Annotated in this window: 26 protein-coding genes; 10 read left to right on the top strand and 16 right to left on the bottom strand. The window is 73.2% G+C overall.

Annotated features, from left to right (window positions below; translation table 11 throughout):
* Positions 1–6: 6 nt before the first annotated feature.
* The 4 genes from PSU4_RS05115 to PSU4_RS05100 form a co-directional block, all read right to left on the bottom strand.
* A complete protein-coding gene (locus tag PSU4_RS05115) occupies positions 7–657 on the bottom strand; it encodes an FMN-binding negative transcriptional regulator (RefSeq protein ID WP_147102898.1) in 651 nt (216 codons plus the stop codon).
* A 17-nt stretch (positions 658–674) separates the two neighbouring features.
* Positions 675–1,169 carry a GyrI-like domain-containing protein gene (locus PSU4_RS05110; RefSeq protein ID WP_147102896.1) on the bottom strand — a complete coding sequence of 165 codons (495 nt, stop codon included), beginning with the start codon at positions 1,167–1,169 and terminating at the stop codon, positions 675–677.
* A gap of 66 nt (positions 1,170–1,235) precedes the next feature.
* Entirely contained in the window at positions 1,236–2,246 is a 1,011-nt protein-coding gene (locus tag PSU4_RS05105; RefSeq protein WP_147102894.1) for a bile acid:sodium symporter, read from the bottom strand.
* A gap of 54 nt (positions 2,247–2,300) precedes the next feature.
* Positions 2,301–2,606 (bottom strand): hypothetical protein, encoded by a 306-nt coding sequence (locus tag PSU4_RS05100; protein WP_147102892.1) that lies wholly within the window; start codon positions 2,604–2,606, stop codon positions 2,301–2,303.
* Positions 2,607–2,781: 175 nt separating this feature from the next.
* Here PSU4_RS05100 and PSU4_RS05095 point away from each other — a divergent pair, with 175 nt between their 5' ends.
* Entirely contained in the window at positions 2,782–3,492 is a 711-nt protein-coding gene (locus PSU4_RS05095; protein ID WP_186816750.1) for a rhomboid family intramembrane serine protease, read from the top strand.
* Between the two features lie 187 nt (positions 3,493–3,679).
* On the top strand, positions 3,680–4,144 hold the full coding sequence (locus PSU4_RS05090; protein WP_147102888.1) for a DUF3291 domain-containing protein: 465 nt from the start codon (positions 3,680–3,682) through the stop codon (positions 4,142–4,144).
* Here the strand turns inward: PSU4_RS05090 and PSU4_RS05085 are convergent.
* Positions 4,113–4,922, bottom strand: coding sequence for a putative protein N(5)-glutamine methyltransferase (locus tag PSU4_RS05085; protein WP_246114946.1), 810 nt, complete (start codon positions 4,920–4,922; stop codon positions 4,113–4,115). The genes PSU4_RS05090 and PSU4_RS05085 overlap by 32 nt on opposite strands.
* Before the next feature lie 192 nt (positions 4,923–5,114).
* Here PSU4_RS05085 and PSU4_RS05080 point away from each other — a divergent pair, with 192 nt between their 5' ends.
* Entirely contained in the window at positions 5,115–5,567 is a 453-nt protein-coding gene (locus PSU4_RS05080) for a protein-tyrosine phosphatase family protein (RefSeq protein WP_147102886.1), read from the top strand.
* Between the two features lie 5 nt (positions 5,568–5,572).
* Here PSU4_RS05080 and PSU4_RS05075 read toward each other — a convergent pair whose 3' ends face one another.
* The 3 genes from PSU4_RS05075 to PSU4_RS05065 are packed head-to-tail and all read right to left on the bottom strand — an operon-like array spanning position 5,573 to position 7,420.
* A complete protein-coding gene (locus PSU4_RS05075) occupies positions 5,573–5,941 on the bottom strand; it encodes a nuclear transport factor 2 family protein (protein WP_147102884.1) in 369 nt (122 codons plus the stop codon).
* Positions 5,942–5,979: 38 nt separating this feature from the next.
* The gene (locus tag PSU4_RS05070; protein ID WP_186816749.1) at positions 5,980–6,414 is read right to left on the bottom strand and encodes a GlcG/HbpS family heme-binding protein; all 435 of its coding nucleotides are present in this window, start codon (positions 6,412–6,414) and stop codon (positions 5,980–5,982) included.
* Positions 6,415–6,463: 49 nt separating this feature from the next.
* Positions 6,464–7,420, bottom strand: a complete 957-nt coding sequence (locus PSU4_RS05065) for an NAD(P)/FAD-dependent oxidoreductase (protein WP_147102880.1) — start codon at positions 7,418–7,420, stop codon at positions 6,464–6,466.
* A 62-nt stretch (positions 7,421–7,482) separates the two neighbouring features.
* Here PSU4_RS05065 and PSU4_RS05060 point away from each other — a divergent pair, with 62 nt between their 5' ends.
* A complete protein-coding gene (locus tag PSU4_RS05060; RefSeq protein ID WP_147102878.1) occupies positions 7,483–8,064 on the top strand; it encodes a helix-turn-helix domain-containing protein in 582 nt (193 codons plus the stop codon).
* A 6-nt stretch (positions 8,065–8,070) separates the two neighbouring features.
* Here PSU4_RS05060 and PSU4_RS05055 read toward each other — a convergent pair whose 3' ends face one another.
* Complete coding sequence (locus PSU4_RS05055) at positions 8,071–8,616, bottom strand: hypothetical protein (protein WP_147102876.1); 546 nt, start codon at positions 8,614–8,616, stop codon at positions 8,071–8,073.
* Between the two features lie 273 nt (positions 8,617–8,889).
* Positions 8,890–9,378: a winged helix-turn-helix transcriptional regulator gene (locus PSU4_RS05050; RefSeq protein WP_147102874.1), complete on the bottom strand. Its 489-nt coding sequence runs from the start codon at positions 9,376–9,378 to the stop codon at positions 8,890–8,892.
* A gap of 55 nt (positions 9,379–9,433) precedes the next feature.
* Here PSU4_RS05050 and PSU4_RS05045 point away from each other — a divergent pair, with 55 nt between their 5' ends.
* Both PSU4_RS05045 and PSU4_RS05040 read left to right on the top strand, forming a co-directional pair.
* Positions 9,434–9,949 (top strand): PaaI family thioesterase, encoded by a 516-nt coding sequence (locus PSU4_RS05045; protein WP_147102872.1) that lies wholly within the window; start codon positions 9,434–9,436, stop codon positions 9,947–9,949.
* Between the two features lie 255 nt (positions 9,950–10,204).
* Entirely contained in the window at positions 10,205–11,104 is a 900-nt protein-coding gene (locus PSU4_RS05040) for an alpha/beta hydrolase (RefSeq protein ID WP_147102870.1), read from the top strand.
* A gap of 68 nt (positions 11,105–11,172) precedes the next feature.
* On the opposite strand, the gene PSU4_RS05035 is transcribed toward PSU4_RS05040, so the two are convergent.
* Both PSU4_RS05035 and PSU4_RS05030 read right to left on the bottom strand, forming a co-directional pair.
* Complete coding sequence (locus tag PSU4_RS05035) at positions 11,173–11,607, bottom strand: hypothetical protein (protein WP_147102868.1); 435 nt, start codon at positions 11,605–11,607, stop codon at positions 11,173–11,175.
* A gap of 234 nt (positions 11,608–11,841) precedes the next feature.
* Positions 11,842–12,825: a patatin-like phospholipase family protein gene (locus PSU4_RS05030; protein ID WP_147102866.1), complete on the bottom strand. Its 984-nt coding sequence runs from the start codon at positions 12,823–12,825 to the stop codon at positions 11,842–11,844.
* A gap of 82 nt (positions 12,826–12,907) precedes the next feature.
* Between PSU4_RS05030 and PSU4_RS05025 the strand changes: the two genes are divergently transcribed.
* From PSU4_RS05025 to PSU4_RS05015, 3 genes are read left to right on the top strand one after another with little or no spacing between them, the layout of a single operon-like run.
* A complete protein-coding gene (locus PSU4_RS05025; protein WP_147102864.1) occupies positions 12,908–13,234 on the top strand; it encodes a DMT family transporter in 327 nt (108 codons plus the stop codon).
* 56 nt (positions 13,235–13,290) lie between these two features.
* A complete protein-coding gene (locus PSU4_RS05020; protein WP_147102862.1) occupies positions 13,291–14,520 on the top strand; it encodes a serine hydrolase domain-containing protein in 1,230 nt (409 codons plus the stop codon).
* Positions 14,521–14,542: 22 nt separating this feature from the next.
* Positions 14,543–14,953, top strand: coding sequence for a phage holin family protein (locus tag PSU4_RS05015; protein ID WP_186816748.1), 411 nt, complete (start codon positions 14,543–14,545; stop codon positions 14,951–14,953).
* Positions 14,954–15,049: 96 nt separating this feature from the next.
* Here the strand turns inward: PSU4_RS05015 and tenA are convergent, their stop codons facing one another.
* Complete coding sequence (gene tenA, locus PSU4_RS05010) at positions 15,050–15,712, bottom strand: thiaminase II (RefSeq protein ID WP_147102861.1); 663 nt, start codon at positions 15,710–15,712, stop codon at positions 15,050–15,052.
* A 206-nt stretch (positions 15,713–15,918) separates the two neighbouring features.
* Between tenA and PSU4_RS05005 the strand changes: the two genes are divergently transcribed.
* Positions 15,919–16,125, top strand: coding sequence for a hypothetical protein (locus PSU4_RS05005; protein WP_186816756.1), 207 nt, complete (start codon positions 15,919–15,921; stop codon positions 16,123–16,125).
* Positions 16,126–16,174: 49 nt separating this feature from the next.
* Here the strand turns inward: PSU4_RS05005 and PSU4_RS05000 are convergent, their stop codons facing one another.
* The 3 genes from PSU4_RS05000 to PSU4_RS04990 all read right to left on the bottom strand — a co-directional run bounded on the left by PSU4_RS05000 (position 16,175) and on the right by PSU4_RS04990 (position 19,641).
* Entirely contained in the window at positions 16,175–16,528 is a 354-nt protein-coding gene (locus PSU4_RS05000) for a hypothetical protein (RefSeq protein ID WP_147102857.1), read from the bottom strand.
* A 180-nt stretch (positions 16,529–16,708) separates the two neighbouring features.
* Positions 16,709–18,382: a class I adenylate-forming enzyme family protein gene (locus tag PSU4_RS04995; RefSeq protein WP_147102855.1), complete on the bottom strand. Its 1,674-nt coding sequence runs from the start codon at positions 18,380–18,382 to the stop codon at positions 16,709–16,711.
* Positions 18,379–19,641, bottom strand: a complete 1,263-nt coding sequence (locus PSU4_RS04990; RefSeq protein ID WP_147102854.1) for a cytochrome P450 — start codon at positions 19,639–19,641, stop codon at positions 18,379–18,381. The genes PSU4_RS04995 and PSU4_RS04990 overlap by 4 nt, the downstream gene beginning before the upstream one ends.
* Positions 19,642–19,662 lie beyond the last annotated feature (21 nt).

Below are 19,662 nucleotides of genomic sequence, written 5' to 3'. Positions count from 1 at the left end.
CGTGTGTCAGGACGAGGGGGGCGAGATGTGCTCGCGGGTGTGTCTCGGCGGCCGGTGTTCCTCCACGGCCCGGGCCCCGGCCTCGTCGCCGTCGGCGCGCAGTCCGGTGATCACCCCGTCGACGTCGGCGGCCGGGCGGTTCTGGCTGAGTTTCAGCTTGGCGTCGACGCGTTCGATCCGCAGCTCGATCCCGACGATCGCCCGCAGCTGCCCGGCGACGAACTTCTCCGGCGCGTCGTCGACCGACCAGGCGGGGTCGCGGCCGGCCTCGTGCATGTCGGTCAGGCGGCGCACGACGTCGTCGACCCAGGCGGCGTCGTCGTGCACCGTGACCGTGCCGTGGACGTGCGCGGTCACGTAGTTCCACGTCGGGACGACGCGTCCGTGCTCGGCCTTCGACGCGTACCAGCCCGGGCTGACGTAGGAGTCGGGCCCGCGGACGATCACCAGGCCGGGCTGCCCGTCGGCGCGTGTCCAGTGGTCGTTGTTGCGGGCGACGTGGCCGAGGAGGGCGCCGCGGTCGGGGTCGTGCACCCACGGCAGCAGCGTCGCCTCCAGCCCGGCGGGGCCGGCCGTGACCAGCTCCGCCGCGCCGGGCCGGTCGAGCAGCGCGCGGACGTCGGCGTCGTCGGGGGCGAAGTGCGCGGGTACGTACATGCCCCCAGTATCGGCGGTCAGTCCGCCAGTTCGAACGCGAGTTCGGTGACCCACGCGTCGATGGGGACCTCGGCGGGGTGGGTGTGGAACAGTTCGAGCCGGCAGCTCCAGCGTCCGTCGTGGGTGCGGTCGACGGTCAGGCCTTGCTCGTCGGCCCAGGCCTGGAGTTCCGTGGTGGCCTGCACGAGCTCGTCGGGGTGGCCGCGGTGGGTGAGCCCGGCGTAGCGGCCCGCGGGTAGCACACCGACGTCGACGTTCTCGTCGCCCTCGACCGGTTCCGCGACCGGTACACCGGCCTCGACCAGGAGTTTCCCGTCCGTGTCGACGGTGAGGTAGCGCAGGAACGGCGCACCGGCGGGGGTGATGCCGCGGCCGGCGAGCCACCCGAGGAGTTCGGGGATGCGGTCGGCGATCTCGCCGATCGTGGTCGTGGTGACCTCGCGGGTCGTGAAGATGTACGGCTGCGCCGGCCGCTGCGTGACGTGCGGAGCTGCGATGTAGGTGATGCCCATGTCGTACCGACCGCCGCGGCGCCCGGAACTCATCTGTGCGGGCGACCGTCGTGAAGGACCGTCGGCTCAGCGGGGCTGGCCGGGGACGAGCCGGGGGACGAGCCGGGGGACGAGCCGGACGTAGGCCACCATTGCGAGCACCTCGGCGAGCGTCTGCGTGACGACGACCGCCGCCGCGGTCCCGGCGCCGGCCGGTAGCGCGAGCGCGAGCGGGAGCACGACGAGCGAGTTGCGGGTCGCGCCGCTGAACACGACGGCCCGCTGCTCGGGGACGTCGAGGCGCAGCAGCCGGGCCACGCCGAACCCGAGGAACGGCATGATCACGAGGAACGCGACGTGGACCGGCACGGCGAGCAGCACCGTCGGGGCGCCGCCGAGCGTCGGCACCTGGGAGGCGACGACGACCAGCAACGTCGCCACCATCAACGGGACCATCAGGGCCGTCGCGCCGGTGGCCACGATCTCGCCCGACCGCGCCCGCCCGGCCCACGCCTGCACCAGCCACGCCAGGACGAGCGGGACGACGATCAGCGCGAGGAACGCCTCGAGCAGCGGCCCGAGGGCGTCGCCGCGGATGTCCGGGCCGCCCAGCAGCGGCAGGTACACCGGCAGCAGGAGCAGCTGGGCGATCAGCAGCAGCGGGGTCGCGGCGAGCAGCCGGTCGGCGGCGGCCCCGGCGAGGCGGCTGAACACGACGACGTAGTCGACGCACGGTGCCAGCAGCACGAGCAGCACCCCGGCCCGGATCGCGTCGTCGGCGGGCAGGAAGACGGCGAGCCCCGCGACCACCGGCGGGACGACGACGAAGTTCACCACCAGCACCGCGCCCAGGAACCGCCCCGCCCGCAACGACCCGGCCAGCTCCCGGGCCGGGACCTGCAGGAACGTCGCGAACAGCAGCGCGCCCAGCACCGGGTTGACCGCCGTCGACAAGCCCGGTCCGGCGGCCGGGGCGAGCAACCCGACCACGGCGCCCACCACGATCGCGCCCACGAACAGCGGGACCTGCCGACGTTCCAGCGCCTCCGCGGCCCCCGTCAGGCGGGGCAGGGGAGGGGGCGCTGCGGGGTCGTGCACGCCATCAGGCTCTCGCACGCCCGGCCCGCGCGGCCGGCTCCTCGGTGCGCAGCGTCATCGCGTGGCCCTCTTCTCGACGGCGTCGAGCACCTCGGTGTGGCCGGCCGACACCGAGATGGCGAGCAGTGCCTCGTCGCCGGTGACCGTCACGTCGAAGGTGGAGAAGGAGCAGCAGTCCGACTCGCGCGCCGCCAGGTGCCGGGCCGCGCCGGCGTCGCCCGAGGGAAGCGGCACCAGCAGCCGGGTCGGGCTCTCGCGACGTGGGGGCTCGACCGCCCGCGCGAACAGCACGTCGAACTCGGCCTCGCGCAACGGCCGTTCGGCGGTCGGCAACGTGCACGAATCCGGTGCCCAGCCCATCGGGTGACCTCCCTGTCGTACGGCTGCCCACCACGGTAGGCCCGTGCCCGGGTACGGGATGCGACGGTGCGCCGGGACCGTGACCGTGACGGATGTCGTGGCCGCGACGCGACCGTCGGCACGGACCGCGGCGTCGCAGCGGGGTGACGATCGTCGGGACGACAAGGAGACGACGATGGACACCTCGGGCCAGGGCGCCTTCAGCGGGATCGCGTACGCGGTGATGCTGCTCGCGACGCTCGCCGCGATGCGACCCGCCCTCGGCAACCCGGTCGCGTGGCTGCGCAGGCCCCGTGCCGCCGCCGTCGGGCTGTGGCTCGTCGTCGCCGTCCCGTCGCTGGTCGAGCTGGTGTGGCACCCGATCTACGACGCCCTCTCCCGCCGACCCGACCTGATCCGGGACGGCCAGGTGTGGCGGCTGCTGACGTCGGTGACGGTCCAGGACGGTGGCCTGTCCGGGACGGTCTCCAACCTCGTGTGGCTCGCGGTCCTCGCGCCGCTCGCCGTGCACGTCTGGGGCCCGCGGCGGGCGACCGGCCTGTTCGTGTTCGGCGTCGTGGCCTTCAATGTGATGACGACGTGGGTCTTCCCCTCGCCGGGCGGCGGCAACTCCGCGGCCATGTTCTTCCTGATGGCGACGACCACCGCGCTGCTCGTGCTGCGCCGCCGGCACCCGCTGCCGGTCGCTGTCGCGGCGCTGGTCGCGGTGATCGGGGTGGTGCTGGTCGTTCGCGACGACGCCCACGGGCTCGTGATGCTCGGGGGTCTCGTGGCCGGCGGGATCGTCGCGGTGCTGTGGCCGCCGAGCCAGGTCCCCGACGCCCGCTCCGCCGCCCGCCTCGCGCCGGCGTTGGCCGGCGGGACGGCCGCGACGCCGGCGCCGTAGAACTCGACGAGACCTCGGCGCCCCGGCGGGTCAGAACCCCGCGCGCAACCTCACCGTCGTCCTGATCGCGGATCGCGACCGTGAGGTTGCGCGCGGGTGTGTGGGCCGCGACCCGTCGCCGACGCGCGCACCCGGCTGCTCGTCGAAGACGCGCGCACCTGGCTGCTCGTCGAATAGGTTCCCGGGTGTGGACGGGTTCGAGCTCGCCCAGGTGAATGTCGCCCGGCTGCGCGCGCCGCTCGACGACCCCGCCATGCGCGGCTTCGTCGACGCCCTGGAGCCCGTGCACCGGCTCGCCGAGGCGTCGACGGGATTCGTCTGGCGGCTCGCGACCGACGGCGGCCACGGCGTCTGCGTCGTCGACGACGCCGACGGCCCCGCCTTCTGCAACGTCTCGGTCTGGCGGGACCACCCGACGTTGCACGCGTTCGTCTACCGCGGCGACCACGGCCGGCTCGTGCGGGCGCGGGCGCGCTGGTTCGTCGCGACGCGGCAGCCGTCGACCGCGTTGTGGTGGGTCCGCGCCGGGACCCGCCCGACGGTCGGCGACGCGCTGCGCCGTCTGCAGCACCTGCGCGACCACGGCCCGGAACCGCGGGCGTTCGGCGTCCGTCGCCGGTTCACCCCGGACGGTCGGCCGGAGCATCGCTGAGCAGGCCGCGGACCGCGGTGCCGCCGACCTCGTCGTCGGCCTCGATGGTGGCGACGAAGCCGTTGCGGGCGAACCACTCCCGCAGTGTCGGGGCCTGCCGCGTGCTCGTCTCGAGGAGCAGCACGCCGCCCGGGGCCAGCCATTCCGGCGCTCCGGTGACGACCCGGCGGGCGACGTCGAGACCGTCGGCGCCGCCGTCGAGCGCGGCCGGTGGCTCGTGCAGCCGGGCCTCGGGCGGCATCGTCGCGACGGCATCGGTCGGGACGTAGGGCGCGTTGGCGACGACGACGTCCACCCGCCCGCGAAGGTCGGCCGGGAGCGCGGTGTAGAGGTCGCCCAGGTGCACGTGCGTCGGCGGCAGGTTGCGCCGCGCGCACGCGACGGCGGCAGGGTCCACGTCCGCGGCGTGCACCTGGGCGGCGTTCGCTTCGGCGATGACCGCCATCGCGACAGCCCCTGCACCGCAACACATGTCGACGACGAGTGCGCCGTCGCGCGTCGCCGCGACCGCGAGCCCCGCGAGGAACCCCGTCCGCCGCCGTGGGACGAACACTCCTGGCGCGAGCGCGACCCGCACACCGCGGAACTCCGCCCATCCGACGATCTGCTCCAAGGGGTCACCCGCGACGCGGCGCGCGACCATCGCCGCCAGCGCGTCGCTCGACGCCGCCTCGGCCAGCAGGAGCGCCGCCTCGTCCTCGGCGAAGACGCACCCGGCGGCGCGCAGCTCGTCGACCGTGCGGTGTCGCAGCACGGGATCGGTGCGCGGTTCGGACACGGGGTGAGTCTCGCCCCCGTCCGCGGACCCGGAGCCCGGGCCCCGCACCGGGCGTGTCGTCAGCGCGTTTGCGGCCGCTCTGATGACACGTTCGCCGTCGGGTCCCACGCCGAGCGTGTGGTGAGAGCGGCGACGCAGCGCTGATCACACGTTCGCGGGCGAGAGCCAGGCGGCATCCGGGACAATTCGTGCGTGAGCACGTTGACCGGCGCCATCGCCCTGCCCGACGGCACCCTCGTGCGCGGCCGAGGTCGCAGCCGGCCGGTGCCCGACGGACCCGCGCCGGAGTTCGGCCTCTACCTCGGCACCCCGGAGCGCCGCAGGTTCTCCCGCAAGCCCGTGTGGCTGCCGACCTGGCCCGCGGAATGGCTGGACTGGCCCGACTTCCGCACCCCCCGCGACGACGTCCACGCCGCGGCGCGGATCGTCGCCACCTACGAACGCGCGCGGGCGGGCGAGCGCGTCGAGGTCGCCTGCCTCGGCGGCACCGGGCGCACCGGAACCGTGGTGGCGTGCATGGCGATCCTCGCCGGCCACCCCGCTGACGACGCGCTCACCTGGGTCCGCGCCCACTACCGGCCGCACGCGGTGGAGACGCCCGGCCAGCGGCGCTGGATCCTGAGGTTCCCGACGCTCATCGGCTGACGCTGTCAGAGCGGCTGCTCGTCCGCCTCGCTCAGCCCGGCGGCGGTCAGGGCGACGCCGAGGCCGTCGTCGTGGCGGATCATCCGGCTGATGCGGCCGTCGCGCGCGGTGAACTCGGTGGCGACGCTGCGGGTGTTGTCGTCGTCGATCCACCGCGCCTCCTGCAACGCGACGGCGACGTCGCCGCGGGAGAACCAGCGCACCGTCGACAGCGTGATGCCCGAGCCGGACACCCACTGCCGCAACACGTCGACGCCGTGAGCGGACCCGCGGGGGCCGCCCACCTCCACGTCGTCGGTGACCAGTGCGGCGGCCGCGTCGACGTCCACCGCGTTGACCGCGCTCTCGAAGGCGCGCACGAGGTCGGGGGTCATCCCTCGATCCTGCCGCGCCCGGCACGGTCCGGCAGCCCCTATTCGGCTCCGGTCACGGCGACGAGTCCGGCCGCCCGGATGCCGGCGACGGCGGCGGCCTCGTCGTTGAGCGACGCGTCGCCGGTGACGCCGACCGCGCCGAGGAGGTTCCCGTCGGCGTCACGGACGAAGACGCCGCCGGGGACCGACAGGATGCGCCCTCCCGCGAGGGTGGCGACGGAGGTGAAGAACTCGGGGGAGTCGGCGGCGCGGGCGGCGATGGCGCGGTTGGTCATGCCGAGCGCGAGCACGCCGTAGGCCTTGGCGACGGCGAGGTCGGGCCGCAGGTTGCCGGAGTTGTCCTGGCGCGCGAGCGCGACGAGCGCGCCGCCCGGGTCGAGGACCGCGACGGTGAGCGGGTTGAAGCCCTGCTCGGTGCCGTGGGCGAGGGCGGCGGTGACGACGGTCTGGGCCTGCGCGAGGGTGATGGTCACGCCGCGAGCCTGCCACATCGTGGAAGTTCAATTCCGCGCAGCACTCCTGCTACGAAGCGGGCTGCAGGGCGCGGCGCCGACGGACCGCCTCGCGCGCCTCCTCCGCGGCGAGGTCGGCGTTGACCATCGCACCGGCCTTCGCCCCCGCGGCGGCCGAGGCGCCGACCTGCGCGTACGGATCGGTCAGGTTGCCCGCCGCCCAGACGCCGGGGACCGCCGTGACGCCCATGGCGTCGGCAGCGACGGCGGTGCCCATGTTGTTCGGCAGGTCGTGGGTCTGCAGGCCGAGGTCGGCGAGCAGGTCGGGGCGGGCGACGGGCCGGGACCCGACGACGACCGCCTCCGCCGCGACGATCTCACCGGACGCCAGCGCCAGCCCGGTGACGGCGTCGTCCTCGACGACGACCCGCGCGACCTCCCCGGCGACGACGCGGACATCGATCGCGGCGAGCTCCTCGGCCTGCTCGTCGGACGGGGCGGGCTGCTGGTGCAGCAGCAGGGTGACGTCGGCGGAGAGCTGGTGGAACAGCAGCGCTTGGTGCACGGCCATCGGACTGGTGGCGAGGACGACGATCTTCCTGTCGCGCACCTCCCAGCCGTGGCAGTAGGGGCAGTGCAGGACGTCGCGGCCCCAGCGGTCGGCGAGCCCGTCGACGGCGGGCAGCTGGTCGACGACGCCGGTGGCCAGCACGATCCGCCGCGCGTGGACAGCGGTGTCGTCGTCGAGGGTGAGGGTGAAGCCCGCATCGTCGCGGACGGCGGCCCGGGCGCGAGCGGGGTGCACGACCGCGCCGTACGCCTCGACCTCGGCGCGGCCCGCGCGCAGCAGCTCGCGGGGTGGGGTGCCCTCGTGGCCGAGCAGGCCGTGCACGCCTGCGGCCGGGGCGTTGCGGGGTTCGCCCGCGTCGAGCACCAGTACCGAGCGTCGGGACCGGCCGAGCATCAGTGCGGCGGAGAGGCCGGCGGCACCGCCACCGACGACGACGACGTCGAAGTTCTGTGTCATGCGACCACCGTGCACGAGGCCGTGCCATTGCGCCAACGTCGTTGCCGGAGTAGCAAGGATTCATGACGACCGATCCGTCGGCCCTCCTCGCGCGGGTCGGACCCCGGCTCGCGGAGCTGCGTCGCGAACGCGACCTCACCCTCGCCGCGCTCTCCCGCTCCACCGGCATCTCGACGAGCACCCTGTCGCGACTGGAGTCCGGGCAGCGCAAGGCGACGCTGGAACTGTTGCTGCCCATCGCCCGCGCGCACGGCGTCGGCCTCGACGACCTCGTCGGCGCCGAACCCACCGTCCCCGATCCGCGGGTCCGGGGCCTCGAACCCATCAAGATGGGCCGCGCCGCGGCCTACCCGCTCACCCGCGGCCCCGTGCAGCCACGGCCCTACCGGCTCGTCTATCCGCCCGGCCTCGAATGCGGCGAGCTGCGCACCCACGAGGGCTACGAGTGGGTCTACGTCATCAGCGGACGGCTGACGCTGTTGCTGGGGGACAAAGAGGTCGTGCTCGGTTCCGGCGAGGCGGCGGAGTTCGACTGCCACGTCCCGCACGGCTTCGCGACCGGCGACCAGCCCGTCGAGGCGCTCAGCCTGTTCGGCAAGCAGGGCGAGCGCATCCACCTGCGGGCGAGCGGCCGCCGCTCCTAGACCCGGTCAGATGTGCCGACGACGCCCGCGCCGCCGCCGCGCGGGGTCCGGCCACTGAACGGTCAGCTCCTCGCCCTCGGCGAGCCGCGCCCAGCGGGACTCCATGTCGCGCAACGCCTCCGCGGCCTCCAGTATCCGGGCGGGATCGACCTGCGCGCGCTGCTCCGGCCGCAGGTGCGTGCGCGCCGCGGCCCGGACCTGCTCCGTCGACGTCATCTTCTGCGCCGCGACGTGCTCCACCAGGTCGGCCAGCAGTTCGGCCGCCTGCAGCCCTCCGCGGCGCTCGCGCAGCAGCACCGTGGACTTCTCCCCGCCGTGCGGCGGCCGCCTGCCCTCGAGGTGGGTCATGCTGCCGAACACCACGCCCGCGGCGACCGACCCCCAGAATCCGCGCTGCTCACCGATCGCCCGCTCGACGACGAGATGCACCAGGTCGTGTGGCAGCCCTGGCCCGGCGACGCCACCGTCGACGCTCCAGCGCACGCCGTCGGCGCGGCGCACCACGCTGTGGGTGCGCCGCCCTCGCGGCAGCTTGGTGAATGCGACGTCCACCCGATCATCTTCACAGCGGCGTCGACCGGATTTCCGTCGTCTCCGGGCGGACCGGGTCATCCGTCCGGCGCTCCGGACGCTGACGTCGGCGGGCCCACTCCGCCCCTGCTCCAGGACCCCAGGCGTAGGCGACGTCGCGCCCGCCGAGCGTCCAGGCCGGTCCGGTTCCACCCCCGCGGCCTCGTACTACCCGTGTGAGCCGCCACGAGTTCCCTGTGAGCTCCCTGTGAGTTCCCTGTGAGCGGCGATAGTCGCTATAGCGACTATTGCCGCTCACAGCTCGTGAGTGCGCAGGCGGGCGCCCGGGCCGGGGCGGGCGACGGTGCCGCGGCGGGGGTCGACGTCGTGCCCCTCGGCGCAACGCAGAGCCACCTCCACGGCGGCGCCGCAGCCGCGGTGCTGGACGACGACCGGCGGGCCGTCGTCGTCGGCGAGATGAGCGTCACCCCAGGCCATCAGGGCGAGGACCACCGGCAGCAGGTCGCGGCCCGCGGCGGACAGCCGGTACTCGTGCCGCTCCCGTCGGCCGGGTTCGCGGTAGGGCTCACGCTCGACGAGGCCGGCGTCGACAAGCGTGGCGAGCCGTCGGGACAGGACGGTGCGGGCGACGCCGAGGTGGGTGGCGAGGTCGTCGAAGCGGCGCAGGCCGTTGAACAGGTCGCGCAGCAGCACGAGCGTCCAGGTGTCGCCGACGATCGCGGCCGTCCGGGCGACGGAGCAGTTGGCCGTGTCGAGGTCGGCCCACGCGGTCGTTCCGTCCATCGTCACAGCCTAGCTGAGTTGCTCATCGATACTCAGACGCCATAGGGTCGCCGTCATGTCCGCCCAGCCCGAGGCCCCCGTCCGGTCCCGCACCTACGAGTGGGGAGACCCGAGCGTCAGCGCCGCCGCGGCTCGCATCGACGACGGGCTCACGTTCCTGCGCCGCATCGCTGCGGGCGAGCTTCCGCCACCACCGATCGTCGACACCCTCGGGATCACGCTGGTCTCCGTCGAGGCGGGCCGCGTCGAGTTCGGCCTCGAGCCCGCGGAGTTCCACTACAACCCGATCGGCTCGGTCCACGGCGGCGTGTACGCGACGCTGCTCGACTCCGCCGCCGCGTGCGCCGTCCAGTCCCGGCTGCCCGCCGGCGCGTACTACACGAGCCTCGACCTCACCGTGAAGTTTCTGCGCCCCATCACCGACGCGACGGGCCCGGTGCGCTGCGTCGGCGAGGTCCTGCAGCTGGGTGGGCGGACCGCGCTCGCGCAGTCGCAGCTGCTCGACGGCACCGACCGCCTCCTCGCCCACGCAACCAGCAGCTGCATGGTCTTCCGCCCGGCCGCGCCCTGACCCACGAACCGGACGAGAGGCGCGCGCAACCTCACGGTCGTGATCCGTCGCCGGGACGACAGTGAGGTTGCGCGGGATCGGCACAGGTTCGGGGCGGGCGGCCGAAACGGCGGCAAGCTCAGCCGTCCGGCGGCACGACAGGACCGGGCCGACGCCTAGCGTCGGGGTGGCCGGGCTCACAGGCGAGCGACCGAGTCGAGGCCGGCATCGGACCGGTCCGGCGCGGGGCGGGGCCGGGTGACCCGGGGAGCGAGCATGGCCCGACGAGACATCGAGTTCGACGCCGAGGGCGTCACGCTGCGCGGCTGGTTCTACGACGGCGAAGGGGCGTCGGGCCCGGCGCCGACCGTCGTCATGGCGCACGGCTTCTCCGCGGTGAAGGAGATGTACCTCGACTCCTTCGCCGAAGCCTTCGCGGCGGCGGGGCTGAACGTGCTGGTGTTCGACAACCGCAACTTCGGGGCGTCGGACGGTGAGCCGCGCCAGGAGATCGACCCCTGGGAGCAGGTGCGCGACTACCGCCACGCCATCACCTACGCGACGACGCTCGACGAGGTCGACCCGACGCGGATCGGCATCTGGGGCAGCAGCTACTCGGGCGGGCACGTACTCGTCGTCGGTGCGATCGACCGGCGGGTGAAGGCGGTCGTCGCGCAGGTTCCGCTGGTCAGCGGCTCGGCGAACATCGGCGAGCTGGTGCGTGCCGACTTCCGTGCCGGCTTCCGCGAGATGTTCGACGCCGACCGCGCCGCCCGGTTCGCCGGGGACCCGCCCGCGATGGTGCCGGTCGTCGACGAGGACCCGCTGGCCCCGTCGGCGCTGCCGACGCCGGACTCGTGGACGTGGTTCACCGAGACCGGCAAGGACCGGGCGCCGTCGTGGCGCAACGAGGTGACGCTGCGGACCGTCGAGATGCTGGGGGAGTACGAGCCGGGCACCTACATCGGCCGGATCAGCCCGACGCCGCTGCTGATGGTCGTGGCCCGCCAGGATCACCTGACGCCGGCGCACCTCGCGATCGGCGCGTTCGAGAACGCGCGTGAGCCGAAACGGCTGGTGATCCTGCCGGGCGGGCATTTCGACGCGTACGTCGAGGGCTTCGACGGCGCCTCCGTCCCGGCGCGCGACTGGTTCGTCGAGCACCTGGGCGGCTGACCCGCCGTCGAGCGTGTCGTGAGCGCAGCCCGGTCGCGCTCACGACACGTTCGACAACGGGAGCAGGGTCAGCCGATGCCGACCTCCCGGCACCGCGGTCCCGGCACGGGGTGCACGGTCTGCAAGCCGCAGAGCCCGTCGTCGGTGGGGGCCTGGCAGGTCCAGACGTGGTGGCCGCGGCAGGGGCAGGGGATCCAGCCGAGGAGGACGCGGCGGGGGCCGAAGGTGTGGCCGTCGGGACAGCGGACCGGGCCGATGGGCTGCCAGCGGCCGTCGCCGCGCTGCACGAGGGTGCCGATGCGCTCGGCGCGTTCGAGATCGATCCGCTGCCACCAGACGGCGAGATAGGCGGAGTGGCGGTCGCCGGGCTCGTCGCCGGTGCCGTCCCACGGGTGTGCCTCGTCGACCCAGGTGCGGGCCTCGTGGTGGATGTCGGCGACGAGGTCGGGGCCGCCGAAATCGTGTGCGTCGCGTAGTAGTTCGTCGTGGAGAGCGCAGATCACCACCCACCCTGGCCCTGCTCCCGGCGAGGGGTCAACGCGGCTATCGGGGTGGTTCGCGCTGCGCTGTGTCCCGATCCACAGGATGTGACCAACCTGTGGATCAGCAGGGGACGTGTGAGTGAATTACAGCGATGTCACCTACGGTGATCGATCCACGGCCTGTGGACAACTCGTGATCGACGTGAGCAGGTCACTGCTGTGAGTGAGAACGTGTCGGTCACCCGTGGTGACGGATCAGGGGACGGATACCGCCTGCAGCGCCGCCACGACCGCCTCCCGGCCGAGCACGACGGCCTCCTCGATGCGCGCGACGTCGGTGGTCAGCCCACGCACGCCGGCCGACCGGGCGGGCGCGATCGCCATCAGGTGGGCGTCGCCGCGGCCGGGGTGAGCAGCGTCGGAGAGCAGATCGAGGCTGTCGGCGTGGCGGCGCACGTCCTGGGTCATCGCGCCGAGGCCGGGGACGACGACGTCGATACCCCGCGCCCACAGCGGCGGCCGCGGGCCGGGATCGGAGCGGCGCAGCTCCGGGACGGTACGGGTGAGCAGAGCCAGGACGTGGGTGGCGCCGTCGCGCAGCGCGCGGGCCACGGGCATGGGGTCGCTGACCGACCCGTCCAGGTAGCGACGGTCACCCACGAGGACGGGCGGCCCGGCGAGCCACGGGATCGACGCCGTGGCCCGCATGACGCGCTTCCACGTGTCCCGGTCCGGCAGCCGCTCCAGCATGTGCGGGGTCATGTCGGCGGCGTCGGTGACGACGACCCGCACCGGGACCGGGCTGTCGCGCAACGCGTCCCAGTCCGTCGGCTTGACGTGGACGAGGATGTGGTCGATCAGGTGGTCCAGCGACACCATCGGCTTGCGGGTGCCGAGCCTGCGGGGGTCGATGAACTCCTTGCACGCCATGTCGTCGGGAAAGATCCGCGACGCGTCGTAGCCGTGGCCCAGCACGAGCGCGGTACCGACGAACGCGCCCGCCGACACCCCGTAGACGACGTCGAAGGCGTCGGAGAGCCCGGCGGTCTCCAGGGCGTGCACCATCCCGCCCGCGTAGGCACCGCGCATCCCGCCACCGCCGACGACGAGCGCGATCCGGTGCCCGTCCTCGCGGGCGAGGGGCTTGCTGCCCTCGGCACGCCGGCGCAGCAGCGCGCGCACGACCTCGGCGTCACCCGAGAGCTCCGCGGGAGCGGACGGCAGCGGGGCGGACGGCACCCCCCGATTGTGACGCGCGCGCGGCCCGGGCCGCCGGTGGACCGGCCGACGTCACGTCGGGGGTCGGCGGCATGCTGGCGCGATGGTGGTGGCGTGGTTGTGGCTGCTCGGCGCGATCGTGACGGAGATCGTCGCCACGACGAGCCTCAAGCTGTCGGAGGGCTTCACGAGGCTCGCGCCGTCGATCGTGGTGGTCGTCGGGTACGTGGCGGCGTTCGGCCTGCTGTCCCAGGCCCTGAAGAAGTTCGAGGTGGGAACGGCCTACGCGCTGTGGTCGGGGATCGGGACGGCGGCCGTCGTGCTGGTCGGCGTGGCGTTCCTGGGGGAGGGGATCAGCCCGGCGAAGGTCGGCGGGGTGGTGCTGATCATCGGCGGCGTGGTCCTGCTCAACCTGTCGGGGGCGCACTGATCCTGCTCGGGCAGAGGGAGACCCACCCGTGATCGTCCGCCGGTAGGGTCGCCGCCGTGGGTGTGCTCGATGTGGACGTGGACCCGGAAGAGGTCGGTTTCGACGCCGGCCGGCTCGCGCGTGTCGACTCGCACTTCCGCCGCTACGTCGACGACGGGCGGCTGCCCGGCTGGTCGATCGCGGTGGCCCGGCGCGGCCGGGTCGCGCACGTGGCGCACTACGGCGACCGCGACGTCGAGGCCGGTCTGCCGGTCGAACCCGACACGGTGTGGCGCATCTTCTCGATGACGAAGCCGATCACGTCGGTGGCCGCGCTGATGCTCTACGAGGAGGGCCTGCTCGGCCTCACCGACCCGGTGTCGCGCTACATCCCGTCGTTCGCCGAGCAGCGGGTGTACCGCTCGGGATCGGCGCTCGCCCCGGCGACCGACCCGATCAGCGAGCCGATGCGCGTGTGGCACCTGCTCACGCACACGTCGGGCCTCACCTACGGCTTCCACCACGCGCACCCGGTCGACGAGATGTACCGGCTGCGCGGCCACGAGCTCACCACCCCCGAGGGGATGGACCTGGCCACGGCGTGCGACCAGTTCGCGTCGATACCGCTGCTGTTCCAGCCCGGCACCGAATGGAACTACGGCGTGTCGACGGACGTGCTGGGCCGGGTCGTCGAGGTCGCGTCGGGCATGTCGCTCGACCGGTTCCTCGCCGAGCGCATCCTGGGCCCGCTCGGGATGACCGACACCGCGTTCCAGGTCGCCGACGGCGCCACCGACCGGCTGGCCACCCTGTACGCCGCCCGGCCCGGCGGCGGGCTCGTCCCCAGCCCGCTGGGTGAGCTGATCACCAAGCCGCCGACGCTGCTGGCCGGCGGCGCGGGCCTGGCCTCGACGCTGCACGACTACCACCGCTTCACCCAGATGCTCGCGGGCGGCGGCGCGCTCGACGGCGTCCGCCTGCTCGGTAATCGCACGCTGGCCTTCGCCACCCGCAACCACCTGCCCGGCGGCGTCGACCTGGAGACGATCGGGCGGCCCATCTTCGCGGAGTCGACGTACGCGGGCGTCGGCTTCGGGCTGGGCTTCTCCGTCGTCATCGACCCGACCGTGGGCGAGCAGCTCACCAGCGTCGGCGAGTTCGCGTGGGGCGGGTTGGCCAGCACGGCGTTCTACGTCGACCCGGTCGAGGACGTCACCGCGGTGCTGATGACGCAGCTGATGCCGTCGAGCACCTACCCACTGCGCCCGCAGCTGCGCGCGCTCGTGATGCAGGCCCTGGTCGACTGACTGAGCCCGGAGAGGGAACCCCATGAGTAATGCGCTGGCAATGACGATCCGGGTGATCGTCGTCGCGGTCGCCCTGTGGGTGGCGACGCTGATCCTCGGCGGTATCCGCGTCGGTACCGAGGTCAACCCGAACTCGACGACGGCGTCGACGATCGGCACCCTGCTCGTCGTCGCGATCATCTTCGGCATCGTGAACGCGGTGCTCAAGCCGATCATCAAGGTGGTCGGCTGCCCGCTCTACATCTTGACGCTCGGCCTGATCAGCCTGGTCGTGAACGCGTTGCTGCTGTGGCTGGTCGGCTGGATCGCCGGGAAGGTCGGTCTGCCGTTCGCCGTCGACGGCTTCTGGGCGGCGTTCTGGGGCGCGATCATCGTCGGCGTCGTGTCGTTCCTGCTGCACGTGCTGATCCCGGACAAGCTCGACCAGCGCTGACGCCGCGGGGCTCTCGGGCCGGCGTTTCCGCAGATCAGCCCCTGTGAGCGGCAATAGTCGCCATAGCGACTACTGCCGCTCACAGGGGTCGGTGCGTCAGACGGGCCAGGTCTCGCGGCGCCAGGCGCCGTCCCAGAACATCCACTCGTAACGCGACGTCGTGTGGAAGTGCCGGCGCATGCGCTCGATCTCGGCCGGCCCCGCGGTCTCACCGATCCGGTCGGTGACGGCGAGGACGGCGTCGACGACCGTCTGGAAGTCCTCGTCGCCGTACATGGCGATCCAGCGCGCGTACAGCGGATCGGGGGAGCTGCGCCCGAACAGCTCGGCGCCGACCTTCGCGTAGATCCAGTAGCAGGGCAGCACGGTGGCGACGGCCTCGGCGTACGACCCGCCGTGCGCCACTGCGAGCAGGTAGCTCAGGTAGGCCTGTGTCGTGGGGGCGATCGGCTCCTTCGCGGCGGCCTCGGGGGTGGTGCCGAGCGCGTCGACGAGGGCGGCGTGCATGCCCTGCTCGGCCGCGACGGCGCTGGTGGCGCTCGTCGCGAACATGACGGTCTCGGCGTCGGTGGGGGCCTTGGCGGCGCACGCGGCGAGCGCCTTGGCGTAGCCGCGCAGGTAGTGGGAGTCCTGCACGATGTAGTGCCGGAACGACTCGTGCGGCAACGACCCGTCGGTCAGGCCGGTCACGAAGGGGTGCGTGAGGACCTGGGCGTAGATGTCCTCGACGTCGGACCACAGCTGTTCGGTGAGGCTCACGCGACTCAACCTAGGTGATCATCTGTGCAGGTCGTGGCGGTCCAAACCCGTTCCGTGCGCGCAGTGTGAGATACTCGTCACTCCATGGGGTCGGTCATGTCGTGTCGTGGCGGGGGTAGGCGACCATGGCCCGAGAGGGTGCGTTTCAGCGTCGAGGCGCTCGTCCGTACGTGTCACGTCGACGGCGAGGAGAGCGAGTGAGCCCGATGGACCACCACGAGAAGATGCGGCTGCGTGCCGCGGCCTTCCGCGCGACCCGGCTGTACCCGGGCCCGGTCGGTGAGATGATCTCCAAGGAGCTTCTCACCTGGGAGGAGTTCGGCTACCGGCTCGGCGGTACCCAGCTGATCATGCGGCTGGTCGACCACGTGCTGAAGACCCCGCTCGCGACCCCGGGAGAGGCCGCGGCCTAGCTCGGGGCGGGAGGCGCGGTCCGGCGCACACGGCGACCACCGAGCGTGGCTACGGCGCGCCCAACGTCATGCCCGCGGTCGCGGAGTCGCCGGCCGGTGCGGCGTTGTCGGTCGAGGCCCCCACGGCCGTCGACACGATGACGACCGCCGCGAACGAGACCACGGTCCCGAGCCGGCCGACGACGTCCACGATGGTCCCGACACGGCTCCGCGCCCGGGCGGCCCCCACCGCCCGGGCGTGCACGACGCCGCTCCCCAGTGACGTCGTGGCCGACGGAGCCGGCCGGGTCCGCGCGTCCGCCACGAGGCGGGCCGGCGGAACGATTCGCTGGGTGGGCACGTCCATGAACGAGTGCGGCGCAGGCACCGGGCGAGCCGGGGGCCGAGCGACCGGCGTCGTCATGGCGGACCACCTCTCTGGGGGAGCGCAGCCACCACGAGGTGGCCGCCTGTGCGGGCCCCGTGGGACTCCCCGGGTGTCCGTACGTGAAGCATGTCGCCGGCGCGAGCACGACCGTTAGCGCTGATCACACTATCGGGGTCTTTGGTCCCGGAACGGATCGACCCGCCACCCGTGTGGGTGTCAACCGCCGACGAGCCGCTCCCGCAGCGCCCGTTTGAGCACCTTCCCCGCCGCCGACACCGGGATCTCGTCGACGAGCACGATCTCGCGCAGCCGCTTGTAGGGCGTGACCTGCACGTTCACCCGCTCGGCGAGCTCCTGCGCGCCGCCGGCGTCGAGACCGGGTGCGACGACGAACGCCACCGGGAGCTCGCCGACGTCGGCCTGGGGGCGTCCGACGACCGCCGCCCCGGTCACTCCGGGTTGCGCGTGCAGCAGCTCCTCGAGCTCGCGGGGATAGACGTTGTATCCCTTGTAGATGAGCATGTCCTTGGCCCGGTCGACGATGCGGAGGTAGCCGTCGTCGTCGAGGACGCCGATGTCGCCGGTGTGCAGCCAGCCGCCGGCCAGCGTCGACGCGGTCTCGTCGGGGCGGTTGCGGTAGCCGCGCATGACCTGCGGGCCGCGGATGCACACCTCACCCTCCGTGCCGTCGGGGAGCTCGTCGCCGTCGGGGCCGAGGATCGCGATCTCGGTGTCGGGCACCGGCGGGCCCACCGTCCCCGGCTTGCGGACGGCCGAGCGTGCCGACGGCCCGATCGTCGCGCCCATCGTCACCTCGGTGAGCCCGTAGCCCTCCGCGATGACGACGTCGTCGCCGAGCCGGGCACGCAGCCCGCCGATCAGCTCGACCGGCAGCGGTGCGGCGCCGGAGCTGAGCCCGCGGACCGAGGTGAGGTCGCGCGTCGCGAGGTCGGGGTGGCGCAGCAGGGCGGCGTAGAGGGGCGGGGCGCCCGACAGCGTCGTCGCCCGGAACCGTTCGACGTCGGCCAGGTAGGCGGCGGGTTCGAAGCGTTCGTGCAGCACCATCGTCGTCCCCGACAGGGTTGGGACGTTCAGTCCGCCGATGGTGCCCATCGCGTGGAACCACGGCGCCAGGCAGATCGACACCCCGGTACCCAGCCGCGTCGGGTGCTCCTCGGGCGGGCTGGTCTGCTCGATCCACTGCCCGCCCTCGTCGTCGACGCGGCTGACCGCGCCGGCACCACCGCACGCGTACTGCAGGACGTTGGCGACGACGTTGCGGTGCGTCAGCTGCACCGCCTTCGACCGGCCCGTCGTGCCGCCGGTGTAGGCCAGGTGCGCGAGGTCGGCGGCGGGCACGACGCCGGACACGGGAGCGGTGGCGGGGGCGGCGGCGTGGAACTCCTCGAAGTCGGTCGTGCCGTCGGGCAGCGGCGGGCGGTGGGCCGGGTCGACGCCCTGGTCCCGGTCGGTGACCAGTACCAGCTCCACCGACGTCCGGTCCCGCACCTCGAGTAGCGCGGGCGCGACCGGTGCCCACGTCACCGCCGCCCGGGCGCCGGAGTCGGCGAGCTGGGCGGCGAGGTCCTCGGGCGGCAGCAGCGGGTTGGCCGGGGTGAACGTCGCGCCCGCCAGCAGGATCCCGTAGTAGGCGACGGCGTACTGCGGGCAGTTGGGCAGGTGGATCGCGACGGCGTCGCCCCGGCCGATCCCGTCGGCACGCAACGCGTTCGCGAATGCGCACGCCCGTGCGTAAAGGTCGGTGAAGGACAGCTCCCGCCCCTGGTAGTGGATCATGGTCCGGGCGCCGAACCGGCGTGCCGACCCCGCGAGGATCGCTCCTACCGCGACGTCGGGGTACTCCAGCGTCACCGGCGACCGGGCCGTCACCGCGCACCGCCGGGGGTGAACGCCACCGGCAGGTGCTTGACACCGTTGATGAACATCGACCGCAGCCGGTGCGGGGGCGCGGTCACGTGGATGTCGGGCACCCGCGTCAGCAGCTCCCGGAACATCACCGACATCTCGCGGCGGGCCAGGTGCGCGCCGAGGCAGAAGTGCGGACCGGGCCCGCCGAACCCGACGTGGTGGTTGGGGGTGCGGAGCACGTCGAACCGGTCGGGGTCGGGGAAGTGCGCCGGATCGCGGTTCGCGGCCCAGTAGAACAGCGCGAGCTTGTCGCCCTCGCGCAGCGGCGTCCCGCCCAGCTCCGTGTCCCGGGTGCAGGTGCGCCGCATGAAGATCACCGGCGATGCGACGCGCACGATCTCGTCGACCGCGGTCGGGGTGACACCGTCGATGTCGGCGAGCCAGGTCGCGCGCTGGTCGGGGTGCTCGGTGAGCAGCTGCAGGCCCCACGAGATGGCGTTGCGGGTGGTCTCGTTGCCGGCGACGACGAGCAGGATGAAGAAGCTCGCCAGCTCGTCGGGGGTGAGGCGCTCGCCGTCGATCTCGGCGTTGACCAGCGCGGACGTGACGTCGTCGGTCGGGTTCTTCGCGCGTTCCTCGCCGAGCTCGCGCATCAGCTGGGCCAGCCCGCCCGCGGCGGTGAGGATCGCGGTGACGGTGTCGGTGCCCTCGGGCACGTACTCCGGGTCGCCCGCGCCGAGCACGACGTTGGACGCGTCGAACACGAAGTCGTACTGGCTCGCCGGCACACCCATCAGGTCGCACACGATCTTCATCGGGAGCCGGGCCGCGATCTCGGTGACGGCGTCGCACTCGCCGCGGTCGACGACGTCGTCGACGATCCTCGTCGCGGTCGCGGCGACGTCGTCGGTGAGCTGGGCGAGCCGGCGCGGGGTGAAGCCGCGGGACACGATGCGGCGCATCCGGGCGTGCCGCGGGTCGTCCATGCCGATCATCGAGCCGAAGAACTCCACGAACTCGAGCGGCATGTCGGGGATCGACGTCGATCCCTTGCCGGAGCAGAAGATCTGCGGGTGCCGGCTGGCCTCGTGGACGTCGTCGAGGCGGGTCACGGCGTAGAAGCCGCCGTCGGGGTCGCGCCACGGCGACTCGGGTTCGGGGTGGTACGACACGGGATCGCGCTCGCGCAGGGCGGCGAAGCCCGCGGCCCGCTCGGCGATCGGCGCGGCCCAGAACCCGTCGAGATCCGACAGGTCGTACCCGGTGACATGCGGCGTCATCGCCGAACCCCCGTACTGGTG

It is taken from the genome of Pseudonocardia sulfidoxydans NBRC 16205 (assembly GCF_007989085.1).
Taxonomy (GTDB): Bacteria; Actinomycetota; Actinomycetes; order Mycobacteriales; family Pseudonocardiaceae; genus Pseudonocardia; species Pseudonocardia sulfidoxydans.
This window is presented reverse-complemented; position numbering and strand designations above follow the sequence as displayed.